Below are 15,275 nucleotides of genomic sequence, written 5' to 3'. Positions count from 1 at the left end.
ATTTCGAGTCGGATTATCGTCAAGGTAGCGAGCTAGATAAAGCAACAGCGTGGTTGGATGCTAAAGGATTAAAGTATTACTATACAAAAGAATAATTTTGTAAACAAAAAGGGCCATCATTTGATGGCCCTTTTTTTATGTTATTAAAATTTACTTTTAGACAATGAACGTAGTATAGGCCTTAAAATTTTCCCGAATATGCGATAGACATTGAAAATAGAGCGAATTATTTTCATAGAGTAGTTGTACACCTACTTTTTTATTTTTTAATATTCTGCTTGTAAGATGAAATTATTTTTGATACTTCCTTTATATGTATATCGTATTCCGTTATTCTTAAATGATTTTAAATGGTCCTTACTAAATACTTTTTCGTCATTAATACCAAGTTTTTGTTTAATTAGATTACGGTCACCAAAACTTAAAGAATCGTCCATTGTTCCTATTAATAATAAGAAAGCAAATTTAAAATCTTCTATTTCAGTAAAATAAGCATTTGGAGTCATCGCTAATGACGCTTTTTTTATGTTTTTATTTTTATCGGTTTCCAAGAAAATTATGATGTCTGGAGATAGATTAATAGCGGTTTTTCCATCTTCTAAGATATTTGTTGAGGAAACCTTTAATTTTGTTTTCTCTCCCATTTCCTCTAATGCATCATTTACTCGTTTTGTGTATGTATCTACTGTTAATCCTGTATTTTCATCTTTTTTCTTTTTAGCGTTCTTTTCTAATGCTTCTGTTTTCTTTTTTTCTTCTTTTTCTTTCTTTAAACGTTCTTTTTCTTCAGCTAAAGATTTTTTCTTATCTTCTTTTTCCTCCGAACTTCGTTGTTCCGATTCTTGCTTAGGTTTAGATTCAACAGTACTTACTTGTGTGGTTTCTTTCTTAGTATCACTATTATTCCCTCCAATTCCAGCGGCAACAATAATCACGGTAATTACCCAAAACCACCATTTTTTATAAAAAGGTTTCTTCATGTTAATCCCTCCTAAAATTAAGTAAATCATACCAATTAATGTAACATTTTAGAAGGGCTATTTTTTATCACTATACGTGCATGTTTTTTAATCTTCTTCAAACCAAATGTCCTCTATATGTAATCCGAGCACTTTGGAAATACGATATGCAACAGGCAGTGTAGGCGTAGCTCCTTTAATTAAGTTTGTCATAGTTGAATTTGAAATTGATGCTTTTTTTGCAATAAAGCTATACTTGAAACCTTTGCTATCTAAAATTTCTTTTAAACGACTTCGCATAATATTTTTATCCTCCTAACAAAAAAGTACTAAGCCTTTCTTTTATTTTTTCGCTTGGACAGGCAAAATCCTTCTTTCTAGTTCATATACCTATATCAAGACCACGAGGAATACCAAGTGGAACTAAGGACATCAAGAGGGGAGAGGATTATATGCGTTGGCAGTATAACCACTTGAATACAACTCCATATTTACATCCTTCAAAAGAATTACGGTCTATGTACAATGAATCAAGATCCAGATCAGAAACAGAATCCATTATGAATCACATGAAAAATCATGAAGTGTTTAATAACAAGGAGTATAAAAGATATTTCAGTTTATCCCAGGTTATTGAAGAGGATCTGTACGGTGAGGAAGAAGACATTTTAAATTGGGAAATTCTCATGGACTGTTATGATGTAGTACTTGCGAAAAAAGGTATTATATTCCGTGAAAAAGAAGAGGAGGAATAGGTATGACACTCGCAGGAGAAGCAGTAGTTATTTGGACGGCGACAGGTTTGTCAGTAGTTGCAATGAAGACAGCAGAAAAAATGGGGAAGAGTGTTCCACATTGGCTTCCGCGTATTACTTTGTACACAACGCTTACAGGCTCGTTTTTATACCTTCTACGTTATGTGCTAATGGTGTTTCTATGAAGGAATACAACATGGAAGGTCAGGACAATAAGAAGGGTATAAGAAAATGCTTGTCTCGTTATATTCCAAAAGAGTGCAATGATATCCTTATAGGATATTTAAGGGGGAAATGTTTATGTTGGAGTTGCTATTGATTCCCGCAGCAGCATTAACTTATGGATTAGTAAGTAATAAGTTCAAACGAAAAGATGATGATAAAAAGAAAATCCAAGTCTTTTTTGAGGTGAGTGGGATCGCTATTAAAAGGGACGATAAGTTGCATTATCCTACGTTTCAAAAACAAATTGATGATGATCGCAGCACAACATATATTTACACTTTACCTGTAGGTATGCCCAGCAAAATTATTCAAAAGGTTGAGGACGTTGTGAGCGAAGGATTAAACAAACCTGTTCGAATCCATTATGATAATTATAAATTAAGCATTCGAGTATTTCATAAAGACATACCTAATAAGTGGAGATGGTCCGAAACATTAGTCGAACAAGGAAAATGGCTTGTACCTATAGGGCAAAGCTTAGAAGAATTAATTTATCATGATTTTGATAAAACTCCACACATGACTTTAGGTGGTTTAACACGTATGGGGAAAACTGTATTTTTAAAGAATGTAATGACATCTCTTATTACAGCACAATCAGACCATACGCATTTATACATTGTTGATTTAAAAGGCGGATTAGAATTCGGGCCATATCAAAATTTAAAGCAAGTTGAATCTATAGCGGAAAAGCCGATTCAAGCGTTTCAAGTTTTAAATACAATTCTTGAAAAGATGGAAGAAAAAATGTGCTTTATGAAGGAAAAGCACTATACAAACGTTGTGGAAACAAATATAAAAGAACGACATTTTGTCATAGTTGATGAAGGTGCTGAACTTTGCCCGGATAAAAGTATGAGTAAAGACCAGCAAAAGTTATTAATTGCTTGTCAGAGAATGCTGTCTTATATAGCGAGGATTGGTGGGGCACTTGGATTCAGGTTGATTTTTTGTACACAATATCCGACCGGTGATACATTGCCGCGACAAGTTAAGCAAAATTCAGATGCGAAGCTAGGATTTAGATTACCGACACAAACAGCTTCTCAAGTAGTTATAGATGAGTGTGGATTGGAATCGATTAAAAGTATACCTGGACGCGCTTTGTTTAAAACGGATAGGTTAACAGAAATTCAAGTACCTTATATTTCTAATGAAACGATGTGGAATGCACTAAAACAATATGAGGTGGAGAAACATGAACATACAAACACACATCAAATTGAATCGTCAGATGATGATTCTGACCTCGATTAGAAAGCTGAAATTTGCTACACGTAGGCATTTAATGGCTATACATGATTTAGGTGGCATAAGAAATGCAAACCGTATACTAAAGGATTTGGGCTCTTTTGTTAATAGTACAGTGTATAAAAAAGAATATGTATATTACTTAAATAAAAAAGGGCGCGCGCTATTTGATGATACAGAAAAGATAGTACCAACAATTCGATTAGCGCACAGCCTTATGAGAAATGAAGCTTGGCTCTATCTGTTTTGTCCGGATGACTGGCAGATAGAAACTCCTATACGTTATAAAATAGATGATAAAAAGAAGACAATTATTCCGGATGTAAAATTCCGAGATGAAGAGGGGATTTTAAATGCTGTTGAAATAGATCGCACTCAAATGATGCACGTAAACAGTGAGAAAATGAATAGGTATGGTGAATTTACTATTTATTATAAGGAGAAGTATAATGGTAAGGTGCCAATTGTTCATTTTTTTACATTAACGGAATATAGACAAAAAACGTTAGAACAGTTTGCAATGAAGAATGGAGTTTATGCAAAAGTGTGTGTTGTCCCAGAGTTCCAATAAAAAAGTGCTAACAAGTTTGCAAACGAACTTGCTAACACTTATACGGAATAAACATAAAATATCGCTGATATATCACTTGGAAAAAAGTTAATAATTAAGCACTTATAATAAACTACTATTTATTATAAGATAAAACATAAAACTTACTGTATTATTACTTTTTTCACTATTATTTGCAGTAGGAAATGTATTTGCTTTAAAGAAACATCGCAAAATATAATAATGACAAAAAGGAGCTTTATAAATGCAGAAGGATTGGCTGGAGGAATTAATAGCTGCAACTAATACGGATAAACGAAATGAACGTCAAATGCGAATATTAGAGGCGGCTGTTGATATGTTTGGAGAAAAAGGATACGCTTCAACTTCAACAAGTGAAATTGCAAAACGGGCTGGTGTAGCGGAAGGAACAATCTTCCGCTACTATAAGACGAAAAAAGATTTATTACTAGCGGTCGTAATGCCAACTTTAACTAAGTTCGCTGCACCATTTTTCGTACAAACCTTTGCAAAAGAAATATTTAAATCGGAGTATGAATCATATGAAAGACTTTTAAGGGTTGTAATTCATAATAGGTTTAAATTTGCTCAAAAACACTTTCCTATGATAAAAATATTAATTCAAGAGGTGCCATTCCAACCAGAACTGAAAAATGAAATACAGCAATTAGTAGAAACAGAACTGTTTTCACATTTCAAAAAGTTGATTGTGAAATTTCAAGAAGTAGGGGAAATTATTGAGATACCACCATCTTCCGTACTACGTCTTACTTTATCAGCTGTATTAGGTTTATTATTAACACGATTTTTATTATTGCCTGAAGAAAAATGGAATGATGAAGCGGAAATTGAAAATACGATTCAATTTATATTGTATGGATTAACTCCACGAATGTAAGCGTTGAAATGTGAATTACATACATTACTTTTAAGTAAAAATAAATCGCCTTTAAAAAGGCGATTTATTTTCATTATATATTTTTGATAAATAAGTACTTGTTTACTAAAAACATTCTAAATCAGCGTGTTTCTTTGTCTCTTTTTCTAAGACCTAATAATCCTGCTAGTCCTAATAAACCAAGCCAAGCCCAATTATTATTTCTATCACGATTATCATTTAAATCATTTGTTGTATTAACATTTCGAGTTCTTACATCATTATTAACTCTGTCTAAGTTATTGTCATTTACTCGAGTTGAAATATCAGTGTTATTAACTCTATTCATATTATTTCCATCGTATTCAGCTTGCGTAGATGTACCTAAAAACATAATAGATAGTGCTAAAACACTTAAGATAGATGATAATTTCTTTTTCATAACAATCCCTCCTTTCTTAATCATTAATTTCTCCGAAGCATGTGTGTATTATTCATTTCACAATATCTAAACCCTCATTAATAGGGCGCACATTTATAGAAAATAGAGTTGAATGATTGTTAATATATCATTGGATATATATTTCTCATAAAAATAACTGAATCAAACTTTGCTTAAAATGTTAATCTTAGTACAATTTATATTATACGGGCTAGCAATAAGGAGGTAATAAGATGCGACAATTTGCAAAACCTACAATCGTCGTAAGTAAGTGTTTAGAATTTGATGCTTGTCGTTATAATGGAGAGATGATTCCAGATGTAACAATACGAAATTTGCAGCCATTTGTTACATTTATACCTGTTTGTCCAGAAGTGGAGATTGGATTGGGGACTCCTCGTGAAACGATACGAATTGTAGAAGAAAATGGTGAGAATAGACTTGTGCAACCGTCGACACGAGAAGATGTAACTGAAAAAATGGAGCAGTTTTCAAATGACTTTTTACAAACGATACCGGATGTGGATGGTTTTATTTTAAAGAATCGTTCACCAAGTTGTGGTACGCGTGATGTGAAAATTTATTCTGGTTTTGAAAAAGCGCCAGCAAAGGGAAAAGGAGCTGGCTTATTCGGCGGAGCAGTAGTAAAAAATTTTTCGCATCTTCCTATTGAAGAGGAAGGCAGATTGTCGAATTTTATTATTAGAGAGCATTTCTTTACAAGGCTATTTACAATCGCATATTACAAAATGATTAAACATAGTAAAAATATAAAAGACCTTGTATCGTTTCAGTCGGACAATAAATATTTATTTATGGCATATAATCAGGTGAAACAAAAGGAATTAGGACGTATAATTGCAAATCAAAAAAATGAAAAGATTGAAGTGGTATTTGAAAACTATGAGAAGACTTTATATGAATTATTTATGCGTGCGCCCCGTTATACATCGAATGTAAATGTATGCGAGCACATTTTTGGATATTTTAAAACAAAGTTAAAAAAACAAGAAAAAGATCATTTTATAGAACTGTTACAAAAGTATGCAGAAAAGAAAATACCACTTAGTAGTTTACTTACAATTTTAAAATCATGGGCTATTCGATTTGATGAAAAGTATTTATTAAGACAAACATATTTCGAACCATACCCTGAAGCATTAGTAGAAATTTCTGATTCCGGAAAAGGTAGAGATTATTAAACAATAAATTACATAATTCGACACAAAACCTCCTATGTTGTTGTAGAACAATGTAGGAATTTTTTTGTGCATTAGTACAGAATCTGTTTTAAAATTAAGTTATGACAGAATTGTAGCAATTGTCTAACTGATATTCCTGTCTTTTAAGTTGTTATGTTTGTAGTAGAAACTCGCACGCTGTCGAAACTCAATATTCGATAAGGGGTGTGTAGCGGAATGGAATTTACTCTAACTCGCGAAAAACAAATGATTAAAGAAATGGTACGTGACTTTGCTGAAAAGGAAATCGCACCGAAAGCTGTATATTATGACAAAACTGCAGAGTTTCCATATGAAACATTTCAAAAAATGGGCGAACTAGGATTATTAGGCATCCCATTCCCAGAAGAGTATGGAGGTTCAGGTGGTGATACGGTATCGTATGCGTTAGCAGTTGAAGAAATTGGTCGCGCTTGTGGTGGCACCGGTTTAAGCTATGCTGCAACAATTTCATTAGGTGCTTCTCCAATTTATTATTTCGGTACAGAAGAACAAAAACAAAAGTATTTAGTTCCAATGGCATCAGGTAAAACATTAGGTGCCTTCGGATTAACGGAGCCGAATGCTGGATCAGATGCAGGTGGTACTCAAACGAAAGCGGTATTAGATGGTGATGAGTATGTAATCAGTGGTGAGAAGTGTTGGATTACAAACGCAGAGTATGCAAATACAATTATTGTAACCGCTGTCAACGGTGTTGAAGAGAATGGTAGAAAACGTATTTCTGCATTTATCGTGCCTACTACGAGTGAAGGATTAACGATTTCAAGTCCTTACGATAAGATGGGTGTTCGTGCTTCTAATACTTGTGAAATCGTACTTGATGGTGTTCGTGTACCGAAAGAAAATATTCTTGGTGATGTAAATAAAGGTTTTAAACAATTTTTATATACACTTGATGGAGGGCGTATTTCAATCGCAGCATTGGCAGTTGGTATTGCGCAATCAGCCTTTGAACGTGCATTGCAATATGCGAAAGAACGTCAACAATTTGGAAAGTCAATCTCTAATTTCCAAGCGATTCAATTTAAATTAGCTGATATGGCGACTGAAGTAGAATTAGCTCGTAATTTAGTACATAAAGCAGCTTGGTTAAAAGATAACGATAAACCTTTCGGCAAAGAAGCGGCAATGGCAAAACTATTTGCATCGGAAGCGGCAAGCCGTATTGCAAATCAAGCAGTACAGATTCATGGTGGATATGGCTATATGCGTGAATATGAAGTTGAACGACATATTCGTGATGCGAAGCTATTAGAAATTGGTGAAGGAACTTCTGAAATTCAACGTCTCGTAATTGCTAGACATTTAGGATGTAGATAAAAGGGAGGAATCACTATGTTTCAAAAAATATTAATTGCGAATCGCGGGGAAATCGCTGTTCGTATTATGAAAACTTGTCAAAAACTTGGTATTCGCACTGTTGCTATTTATTCTGAAGCAGATGAAAATGCCCTTCATGTGAAAATGGCAAATGAAGCTTACTTAGTAGGTGGACCGCGTGTCCAAGAAAGCTATTTAAACCTTGAAAAAATTATTGAAATAGCTAAGAAGACAAATGCAGAAGCAATTCATCCGGGTTATGGTTTATTATCAGAGAATCCGTCTTTTCCGGTTCGCTGCAAAGAAGAAGGAATCGTATTTATCGGTCCTTCAGAAGAAATCATTACGAAGATGGGAAGTAAAATCGAATCACGTATCGCAATGCAAGCAGCAGATGTCCCAGTAGTCCCAGGTATTACTACAAATATTGAAACTGCTGAAGAAGCAATTGAAATTGCAAAACAAATTGGTTATCCATTAATGCTTAAGGCATCCGCAGGCGGCGGAGGCATTGGTATGCAGTTGATGGAAACTGAGCAAACGCTCACCAAAGCGTTTGAAAGTAATAAAACAAGAGCGCAAAACTTCTTTGGTAACGGAGAAATGTATTTAGAGCGATATATAGCAGATGCGCATCATATTGAAATTCAGCTTTTAGCAGATACACATGGTAACACAGTGTATTTATGGGAGCGTGAATGTTCGGTACAGCGCCGAAATCAAAAAGTAATCGAAGAAGCACCTTCACCATTTTTAGATGAAGGTACACGAAAGGCGATGGGAGAAGTTGCTGTACAAGCTGCAAAAGCACTTGGCTATACAAATGCAGGTACAGTTGAGTTTCTTGTAGATGATCAGAAAAATTTCTATTTCTTAGAAATGAATACGAGATTACAAGTAGAGCATCCAGTGACAGAAGAAATTACGGGATTAGACCTTGTAGAACAGCAACTCCTTATCGCAAGTGGAGAGAAACTATCATTTACTCAGGATGATGTAAAACGTAGTGGTCATGCCATTGAAGCTCGTATTTATGCAGAGGATCCGAAAACATTCTTCCCGTCACCTGGGAAAATTACAGATTTAACATTACCGTCAAATGTACGAATTGATCACTTCTTAGAAAATCATGTAACGATTACACCTTTCTATGATCCAATGATTGCGAAAGTCATTGCACATGGCGAGACTCGTGAAGAAGCAATTTCGAAATTACATGATGCTCTAGAAGAATTAAAAGTAGAAGGTATTAAAACGAATACGCCAATGCTACTGCAAGTTTTGGAAGACGAAGTGTTCAAAGCGGGTATTTATACAACGGGTTTTGTAACGAAACAACTCGTTAAAAAATAAGATTTAACAATATTAAGGGGGAAAAAATGATGACGAAAGTATACGCATCGATGGCAGGAAACGTTTGGAAGATTGTTGTAGGAGTAGGAGATACAGTAGAGGAAGAGCAGGATGTCGTCATTTTAGAATCTATGAAAATGGAAATCCCAATCATTTCAGAAGAAGCCGGCACAGTTATGAAAATTAATGTGCAAGAAGGCGATTTTGTAAATGAAGGAGATGTATTATTAGAAATTGAATAGGGAGATATAGGGGGAAGCGAATTGAAACTACCTAATTTTGCTGTCATTAAAGAAGTAGGACCACGTGATGGTTTACAAAATGAAAAAAAGATTGTTGGCACAAAAGATAAAGTAAAATGGATTCAACTACTTACAGAAGCAGGATTGTCGTATGTTGAAGTTTCCTCATTCGTTCACCCAAAATGGGTCCCAGCATTAGCGGATGCAAATGATGTGTTTTCTGAGCTGAAGAGGGATCCAAATGTTACATATGCTGCGCTTGTTCCGAACCAAAATGGTTTGGAACGAGCTTTTTTGCAAAATGTAGATGAGGTGAATGTTTTTTTATCAGCAAGTGAATCTCATAATAAAAGTAATATTAATAAATCGATTAAAGAAGCGTTAGTTGTAATCGAAGATATAACAAAACAGGCATTATTCGAAGGGAAAAAGGTAAGAGGCTATGTTTCTACTGTATTTGGATGTCCTTATGAAGGGGATATAAGTGTCACAGCAGTTGACGAATTATGTAATCAACTATTTTCATACGGCATTTATGAAGTTTCTCTTGGGGATACAATCGGTGTAGCGAATCCATTACAAGTAGAACAAGTATTAGAACATCTATTAAAGAAGTATGATGCTTCGCAGTTTGCCATGCATTTTCATAATACGTATGGAATGGCTCTAGCAAATGTAGTTAAATCATTAGAATACGGTATTACAACATTTGATAGTTCTTGTGGTGGACTCGGGGGCTGCCCTTATGCACCAGGAGCATCAGGTAATGTTGCTACTGATGACCTAGTACATATGCTCCATAAATTAGGAGTTCAAACGAATATAGACGAAGAAAAGTTATTGCGAGCTAGTCAATTTATTCAAAGTAAGCTAAATATCCAATTACCGAGTCATGTGTATAGAGCGCTTCAACATAAAACGATAAGTAGGTGAGAAGATGCTACAATTACAAAACATTTCAGTTGATTATGTAACACCTCACGTTGTAAAGATTTCGTTATATCGTGAAAGACAAGCAAACTCATTATCTTTAGCGTTATTAGAAGAGTTACAAAACATATTAACTCAAATAAGTGAAGAGTCCAATACGCGTGTAGTTATTCTAACAGGTGCTGGTGAAAAAGCATTTTGTGCTGGTGCTGATTTAAAAGAACGTGCTGGTATGAATGAGGAACAAGTTCGCCATGCTGTTAGTATGATTCGCACGACTATGGAGATGGTTGAACAATTACCACAGCCAGTTATTGCTGCTATAAATGGAATCGCACTTGGTGGTGGTACGGAATTAAGTTTAGCTTGTGATTTTAGAATTGCTGCTGAATCTGCAAGTCTTGGTCTTACTGAAACGACACTTGCAATTATACCAGGAGCGGGTGGTACACAGCGCTTACCGAGATTAATTGGTGTTGGTAGAGCGAAAGAATTAATTTATACAGGTAGACGTATTTCAGCGCAAGAAGCAAAAGAATATGGTTTAGTAGAATTTGTTGTACCAGCTAATTTACTTGAAGAGAAAGCGATTGAAATAGCAGAGAAAATTGCTAGTAATGGACCTATTGCTGTTCGATTAGCAAAAGAGGCAATTTCAAATGGTATTCAAGTTGATTTACATACCGGATTACAAATGGAAAAACAAGCGTATGAAGGTGTAATCCATACGAAAGATAGATTAGAAGGATTACAAGCATTCAAGGAAAAACGCACACCAACGTATAAGGGGGAGTAAATATGTTAGATCAAAAACAACAATCTAATTCATTTGAAGAACGAGTTGAAACGATTAAACAAGGCGGCGCACCAAAGTATCATGAACAAAATAAAGCAAAAGGAAAATTATTTGTTCGAGATCGTTTAGCGCTTCTATTTGATAATGGCGAATATGTAGAAGATGCATTATTTGCTAACTGTGAACAAACAGGCTTACCTGCGGACGGCGTTGTAACGGCAACGGGTAAAATACATGGTCGTACTGCGTGTGTAATGGCCAATGATTCTACTGTAAAAGCTGGATCATGGGGATCACGCACAGTTGAAAAGATTTTACGTATTCAAGAAACAGCTGAAAAACTACGTGTTCCGTTATTTTATTTAGTTGACTCTGCTGGAGCGCGTATTACAGATCAAGTAGAAATGTTCCCAGGGCGCCGTGGTGCAGGAAGAATCTTCTATAATCAAGTGAAATTATCAGGTAAAGTTCCTCAAGTATGCTTATTATTTGGACCTTCTGCAGCTGGTGGTGCCTATATTCCAGCCTTTTGCGACGTTGTAATGATGGTAGAAGGAAATGCATCTATGTATTTAGGATCTCCTCGTATGGCTGAGATGGTTATCGGTGAGAAGGTAACTTTAGAAGAGATGGGCGGAGCTCGTATGCATTGCTCTGTATCAGGATGCGGAGATGTTTTATGTAAGACAGAAGAAGATGCGATTACACAAGCAAGACAATACATTTCATATTTTCCAAACAACTACTTAGAAAAGACTCCATTGGTTACACCTCAAGAACCGAAACAATTCGATAAAACGTTAGAACAAATCATTCCAGAAAATCAAAATGCTCCTTTCAATATGAAAGATCTCATTAATAGAGTTATTGATGAAGGTTCATTCTATGAAGTGAAAAAATTATTTGCTCAAGAGCTAATTACAGGCTTAGCACGTATTGATGGTAAGGCAGTTGGGATTATTGCAAATCAGCCGCGTATGAAGGGCGGCGTATTATTCCACGATTCAGCTGATAAAGCTGCTAAGTTTATTAATTTATGCGATGCATATCATATTCCATTATTATTCCTTGCGGATGTACCAGGATTTATGATTGGTACAAAAGTAGAGCGTGCCGGTATTATTCGCCACGGTGCAAAAATGATTTCTGCAATGAGTGAAGCAACTGTACCGAAGATTTCTATCGTTGTTCGTAAAGCATATGGCGCTGGTTTATATGCGATGGCAGGTCCAGCATTTGAACCAGATTGCTGTCTGGCATTACCGACAGCCTCTATTGCGGTAATGGGTCCAGAAGCTGCGGTTAATGCTGTATATGCAAATAAAATTGCAGCTTTACCAGAAGAAGAGCGTGCTAGCTTCATTGCTGAAAAACGTGAAGAGTATAAGAAAGATATTGATATTTATCATTTAGCATCAGAGATGGTGATTGATGGTATTGTTCATCCAAACAATTTACGTGAAGAGTTAAAAGGACGTTTCGAAATGTATATGAGTAAATATCAAGTATTCACAGATCGTAAACATCCTGTATATCCAGTTTAAAAGCCCTATTTAGGGCTTTCTTGCTCAAAAAGTTAAGGAGGGGAAAACATTGAAACAAGCAGTTTGGTTTCCAACAGAAGAGTACAAGGAAAAAACACGTTTATATGGTTGGATGAAATCATTGGGATATGAAGACTATGAAACTTTTTATAATAAATCTATTGAGGAAACAGCTTGGTTTTGGGGAGAGGCAGAAAAGGCAGTAGGCTATCAATGGATGAAACCTTATACAGACGTGTTAGATTTAGAAAATGGTACACCGTTTGCACAGTGGTATAATGGCGGAACATGTAACGTTGTAGAATCAGCTTTATCTCGCTGGCTTGCGGATGAAGAGACGAGAATACAGCCAGCACTTCAGTACGAAGGGGAAAATGGAACTTCAAAATCATTTACATATGAAGAGCTTGACAACTGGGTAAGCCGTGTTGCAAATGGTTTGAAACACGCGGGTATTGAAAAAGGTGATCGTGTAACAATTTATATGCCGATGATTCCAGAAACAGTTGTTGCGATGCTAGCTGTAATGAAAATCGGAGCAATTATTTCACCAATATTCTCAGGCTTTGCATCTGATGCAGTCATGACACGTGTGCAAGCGGCAGGTTCAAAAATGATTATTACCGCAGATGGATTTTCACGCCGAGGTAAAATTGTTTCTTTAAAAGATGAAGTAGATAAAGCTTGTGAACATTGCCCAACTGTTGAAAAAGTTGTTATCGTTCGTCATGCAGGAAATGATTTTACACCACATAACTATGACTTTTCGTGGAGTACGCTAGAAAAAGAAAAACCATTCATACATGCCGAGGAAATGCAAAGTGATGATCCATTAATGCTCATTTATACATCAGGAACGACTGGTAAGCCGAAAGGAACAGTACACACGCATGCAGGGTTTCCTTTGAAAGCAGCTTTTGATGCAGGATTTGGAATGAATATTAAACAAGGTGATCGTGTATTATGGGTAACTGATATGGGCTGGATGATGGGGCCGTTTCTATTATTCGGTTCACTCATTAATGGAGCAACGATGGTTATGTACGAAGGTGTTCCAGACTTCCCAGAAGCAGACCGGTTATGGGAGACAGTTGATAAATATGAGATTACTCATCTAGGTATTTCGCCAACGTTAATCCGAGCATTGATGGCAAAAGGTGATGAGTATGTCAATAAACATTCTTTAAAGAGTTTGGAAGTATTCGCATCAACAGGAGAACCTTGGAATCCTGATCCATGGATGTGGCTGTTTGAAACAGTTGGAAAAGGAAATGTCCCAATCTGTAACTACTCAGGCGGAACTGAAATCTCTGGTGGGATTTTCGGTAATGTTCTTATTAAGCCAATAGCACCGATTAGTTTTAACGCATCTTTACCAGGAATGGCAGCTGTCGTACTGGATGATCAAGGTAAACCAATTCGAGATGAAGTCGGAGAATTATGCTTAGAGAAACCTTGGGTAGGTATGACGAAAAGCTTCTGGGAAGATGATGAACGTTACGTAAACACATATTGGTCGCGTTTTGAAAATAAATGGGTCCACGGTGACTGGGTCATTTACGATGGTGAACAATATATCATCACAGGGCGTTCAGACGATACGTTAAATATTGCAGGTAAACGTATTGGACCTGCTGAATATGAATCTATTCTTGTGAAACATAACGATGTAATCGAAGCTGCTGCAATTGGTGTACCTGACGAAGTAAAAGGTGAAGTTTGTCATTGTTTTGTAGTGTTAAGAGATCATGTAACATTCACAGGAGAATTAAAGAAAGAATTAATGAGTTTAGTAAACTCTCATATTGGAAAAGCGTTGTGTCCTAAAGACATCCACGTTGTAGAAGATTTACCGAAAACACGTAATTCTAAAGTAATGCGCCGTGTTATTAAAGCAGCTTACTTAGGAAAAGAATTAGGTGATTTATCATCGCTTGTAAATCCTGAAGTAGTTCCGTTTATTCAGGGGTTACAGTCTAGTAAATTATAAAGTTAGAAAGGATCTCTATATAAATAGAGATCCTTTTTTTTATGTTTATAAAAAGAAAAGAAGTGAATTTGATGAAGAAGAAAAATTTTACTATTAGTGTTAAGTATGTTTTTTAGTTTTAATCAAAATACGATATTATGGAATGTCTATTCAATGGAGAAATACTAATTTACAACAACAAGGTGATGACAAAGCGTGACTGCTTATATGTCTGTTTAAACCTTTACGTGTTAATATATAAAAAGCTGACTATAAGCAGTCAGCTTTTTATATATTACATTCTAGTATTTGCCGGGCAGTAATGCCCCCATCTAAAAATTCAGCAAAAGCAAGGAAGTAGGTGAGGGATCAACTTTCCGGAAAAGCCCGATTGGTTCCAAAAGACATATTCTTTCCTTTACGTTGACATTAAAAATATTACCAATTTTTTCTTTTACAATGGCAACAAATAAAGAAACATTTACAACGACACTTATTTCGTTTAGAACTCCAATCATCATCACGATGACACTTTTCTTTAGATTTCCACCAATCATCATTACAATGTTTTTCCTGAGAACTCCAATCGTCATCACAATGACACTTTTCTTTAGATTTCCACCAATCATCATTACAATGCTTTTTCTGAGAACTCCAGCAATCATTTTTCCAGGACATTTATTTCTACCTCCTCGTATGATTAAGTTAGGTTTTTTAGGGACGGGATGTACCTATAAACCCAAGAGTATCTATTTTTATGAGATACTTAAATTTGTAGATAGAGTGTTGCCGACCAC

The 15,275-nt window shown here is 35.5% G+C and carries 18 protein-coding genes; 14 read left to right on the top strand and 4 right to left on the bottom strand.

Annotated elements, in window-relative coordinates:
• The coding region (locus MR168_RS27920) for an N-acetylmuramoyl-L-alanine amidase C-terminal domain-containing protein (RefSeq protein WP_282093737.1) at nucleotides 1-95 on the top strand (95 nt) is incomplete at its 5' end.
• 171 nt (nucleotides 96-266) lie between these two features.
• Here MR168_RS27920 and MR168_RS27915 read toward each other — a convergent pair.
• Both MR168_RS27915 and MR168_RS27910 read right to left on the bottom strand, forming a co-directional pair.
• The gene (locus tag MR168_RS27915; RefSeq protein WP_242291649.1) at nucleotides 267-980 is read right to left on the bottom strand and encodes a hypothetical protein; all 714 of its coding nucleotides are present in this window, start codon (nucleotides 978-980) and stop codon (nucleotides 267-269) included.
• An 87-nt stretch (nucleotides 981-1,067) separates the two neighbouring features.
• Nucleotides 1,068-1,259: a helix-turn-helix transcriptional regulator gene (locus MR168_RS27910; RefSeq protein ID WP_242291648.1), complete on the bottom strand. Its 192-nt coding sequence runs from the start codon at nucleotides 1,257-1,259 to the stop codon at nucleotides 1,068-1,070.
• 152 nt (nucleotides 1,260-1,411) lie between these two features.
• On the opposite strand from MR168_RS27910, the gene MR168_RS27905 reads away from it, so the two are divergent.
• The 5 genes from MR168_RS27905 to MR168_RS27885 all read left to right on the top strand — a co-directional run bounded on the left by MR168_RS27905 (nucleotide 1,412) and on the right by MR168_RS27885 (nucleotide 4,659).
• On the top strand, nucleotides 1,412-1,714 hold the full coding sequence (locus tag MR168_RS27905) for a hypothetical protein (RefSeq protein ID WP_001267633.1): 303 nt from the start codon (nucleotides 1,412-1,414) through the stop codon (nucleotides 1,712-1,714).
• Nucleotides 1,715-1,716: 2 nt separating this feature from the next.
• Nucleotides 1,717-1,899 (top strand): hypothetical protein, encoded by a 183-nt coding sequence (locus MR168_RS27900; protein WP_242291647.1) that lies wholly within the window; start codon nucleotides 1,717-1,719, stop codon nucleotides 1,897-1,899.
• Nucleotides 1,900-2,014: 115 nt separating this feature from the next.
• Nucleotides 2,015-3,196 (top strand): FtsK/SpoIIIE domain-containing protein, encoded by a 1,182-nt coding sequence (locus MR168_RS27895; protein WP_242291646.1) that lies wholly within the window; start codon nucleotides 2,015-2,017, stop codon nucleotides 3,194-3,196.
• Nucleotides 3,138-3,761 carry a replication-relaxation family protein gene (locus tag MR168_RS27890; protein ID WP_242291645.1) on the top strand — a complete coding sequence of 208 codons (624 nt, stop codon included), beginning with the start codon at nucleotides 3,138-3,140 and terminating at the stop codon, nucleotides 3,759-3,761. Before MR168_RS27895 ends, MR168_RS27890 begins: the two co-directional genes overlap by 59 nt.
• A gap of 244 nt (nucleotides 3,762-4,005) precedes the next feature.
• Entirely contained in the window at nucleotides 4,006-4,659 is a 654-nt protein-coding gene (locus MR168_RS27885; RefSeq protein ID WP_086412090.1) for a TetR/AcrR family transcriptional regulator, read from the top strand.
• 121 nt (nucleotides 4,660-4,780) lie between these two features.
• On the opposite strand, the gene MR168_RS27880 is transcribed toward MR168_RS27885, so the two are convergent.
• Entirely contained in the window at nucleotides 4,781-5,080 is a 300-nt protein-coding gene (locus tag MR168_RS27880; RefSeq protein WP_086412091.1) for a WGxxGxxG family protein, read from the bottom strand.
• A 233-nt stretch (nucleotides 5,081-5,313) separates the two neighbouring features.
• Between MR168_RS27880 and MR168_RS27875 the strand changes: the two genes are divergently transcribed.
• The 8 genes from MR168_RS27875 (at nucleotide 5,314) to MR168_RS27840 (ending at nucleotide 14,499) form a co-directional block, all read left to right on the top strand.
• Nucleotides 5,314-6,282, top strand: a complete 969-nt coding sequence (locus MR168_RS27875; protein ID WP_086412092.1) for a YbgA family protein — start codon at nucleotides 5,314-5,316, stop codon at nucleotides 6,280-6,282.
• Nucleotides 6,283-6,498: 216 nt separating this feature from the next.
• Nucleotides 6,499-7,644 carry an acyl-CoA dehydrogenase gene (locus MR168_RS27870; protein WP_000397282.1) on the top strand — a complete coding sequence of 382 codons (1,146 nt, stop codon included), beginning with the start codon at nucleotides 6,499-6,501 and terminating at the stop codon, nucleotides 7,642-7,644.
• Nucleotides 7,645-7,659: 15 nt separating this feature from the next.
• A complete protein-coding gene (locus MR168_RS27865; protein ID WP_016098542.1) occupies nucleotides 7,660-8,997 on the top strand; it encodes an acetyl-CoA carboxylase biotin carboxylase subunit in 1,338 nt (445 codons plus the stop codon).
• A 26-nt stretch (nucleotides 8,998-9,023) separates the two neighbouring features.
• Nucleotides 9,024-9,239: an acetyl-CoA carboxylase biotin carboxyl carrier protein subunit gene (locus MR168_RS27860; protein WP_001987345.1), complete on the top strand. Its 216-nt coding sequence runs from the start codon at nucleotides 9,024-9,026 to the stop codon at nucleotides 9,237-9,239.
• 21 nt (nucleotides 9,240-9,260) lie between these two features.
• Entirely contained in the window at nucleotides 9,261-10,172 is a 912-nt protein-coding gene (gene mvaB / locus MR168_RS27855; RefSeq protein WP_000775436.1) for a hydroxymethylglutaryl-CoA lyase, read from the top strand.
• A gap of 4 nt (nucleotides 10,173-10,176) precedes the next feature.
• On the top strand, nucleotides 10,177-10,965 hold the full coding sequence (locus MR168_RS27850; RefSeq protein ID WP_000939818.1) for an enoyl-CoA hydratase: 789 nt from the start codon (nucleotides 10,177-10,179) through the stop codon (nucleotides 10,963-10,965).
• Nucleotides 10,966-10,967: 2 nt separating this feature from the next.
• Complete coding sequence (locus MR168_RS27845) at nucleotides 10,968-12,509, top strand: acyl-CoA carboxylase subunit beta (protein ID WP_069604100.1); 1,542 nt, start codon at nucleotides 10,968-10,970, stop codon at nucleotides 12,507-12,509.
• Nucleotides 12,510-12,558: 49 nt separating this feature from the next.
• Nucleotides 12,559-14,499 (top strand): AMP-binding protein, encoded by a 1,941-nt coding sequence (locus MR168_RS27840; protein ID WP_000806472.1) that lies wholly within the window; start codon nucleotides 12,559-12,561, stop codon nucleotides 14,497-14,499.
• Between the two features lie 311 nt (nucleotides 14,500-14,810).
• On the opposite strand, the gene MR168_RS27835 is transcribed toward MR168_RS27840, so the two are convergent.
• Nucleotides 14,811-15,143, bottom strand: coding sequence for a hypothetical protein (locus MR168_RS27835; RefSeq protein ID WP_103597400.1), 333 nt, complete (start codon nucleotides 15,141-15,143; stop codon nucleotides 14,811-14,813).
• Nucleotides 15,144-15,275: the final 132 nt, after the last annotated feature.

It is taken from the genome of Bacillus cereus group sp. BfR-BA-01356 (genome assembly GCF_022663635.1).
GTDB classification, from domain to species: Bacteria; Bacillota; Bacilli; order Bacillales; family Bacillaceae_G; genus Bacillus_A; species Bacillus_A cereus.
Note: the sequence above shows the minus strand (reverse complement) of the source record. Positions and strands in the feature narration are given on the sequence as shown.

Coding starts and splice junctions, on each gene's coding strand:
- MR168_RS27915 (WP_242291649.1), bottom strand. CDS start 980: ATGAAGAAACCTTTTTATAAAAAATGGTGGTTTTGGGTAATTACCGTG.
- MR168_RS27910 (WP_242291648.1), bottom strand. CDS start 1,259: ATGCGAAGTCGTTTAAAAGAAATTTTAGATAGCAAAGGTTTCAAGTAT.
- MR168_RS27905 (WP_001267633.1), top strand. CDS start 1,412: ATGCGTTGGCAGTATAACCACTTGAATACAACTCCATATTTACATCCT.
- MR168_RS27900 (WP_242291647.1), top strand. CDS start 1,717: ATGACACTCGCAGGAGAAGCAGTAGTTATTTGGACGGCGACAGGTTTG.
- MR168_RS27895 (WP_242291646.1), top strand. CDS start 2,015: ATGTTGGAGTTGCTATTGATTCCCGCAGCAGCATTAACTTATGGATTA.
- MR168_RS27890 (WP_242291645.1), top strand. CDS start 3,138: ATGAACATACAAACACACATCAAATTGAATCGTCAGATGATGATTCTG.
- MR168_RS27885 (WP_086412090.1), top strand. CDS start 4,006: ATGCAGAAGGATTGGCTGGAGGAATTAATAGCTGCAACTAATACGGAT.
- MR168_RS27880 (WP_086412091.1), bottom strand. CDS start 5,080: ATGAAAAAGAAATTATCATCTATCTTAAGTGTTTTAGCACTATCTATT.
- MR168_RS27875 (WP_086412092.1), top strand. CDS start 5,314: ATGCGACAATTTGCAAAACCTACAATCGTCGTAAGTAAGTGTTTAGAA.
- MR168_RS27870 (WP_000397282.1), top strand. CDS start 6,499: ATGGAATTTACTCTAACTCGCGAAAAACAAATGATTAAAGAAATGGTA.
- MR168_RS27865 (WP_016098542.1), top strand. CDS start 7,660: ATGTTTCAAAAAATATTAATTGCGAATCGCGGGGAAATCGCTGTTCGT.
- MR168_RS27860 (WP_001987345.1), top strand. CDS start 9,024: ATGATGACGAAAGTATACGCATCGATGGCAGGAAACGTTTGGAAGATT.
- MR168_RS27850 (WP_000939818.1), top strand. CDS start 10,177: ATGCTACAATTACAAAACATTTCAGTTGATTATGTAACACCTCACGTT.
- MR168_RS27845 (WP_069604100.1), top strand. CDS start 10,968: ATGTTAGATCAAAAACAACAATCTAATTCATTTGAAGAACGAGTTGAA.
- MR168_RS27835 (WP_103597400.1), bottom strand. CDS start 15,143: ATGATTGCTGGAGTTCTCAGAAAAAGCATTGTAATGATGATTGGTGGA.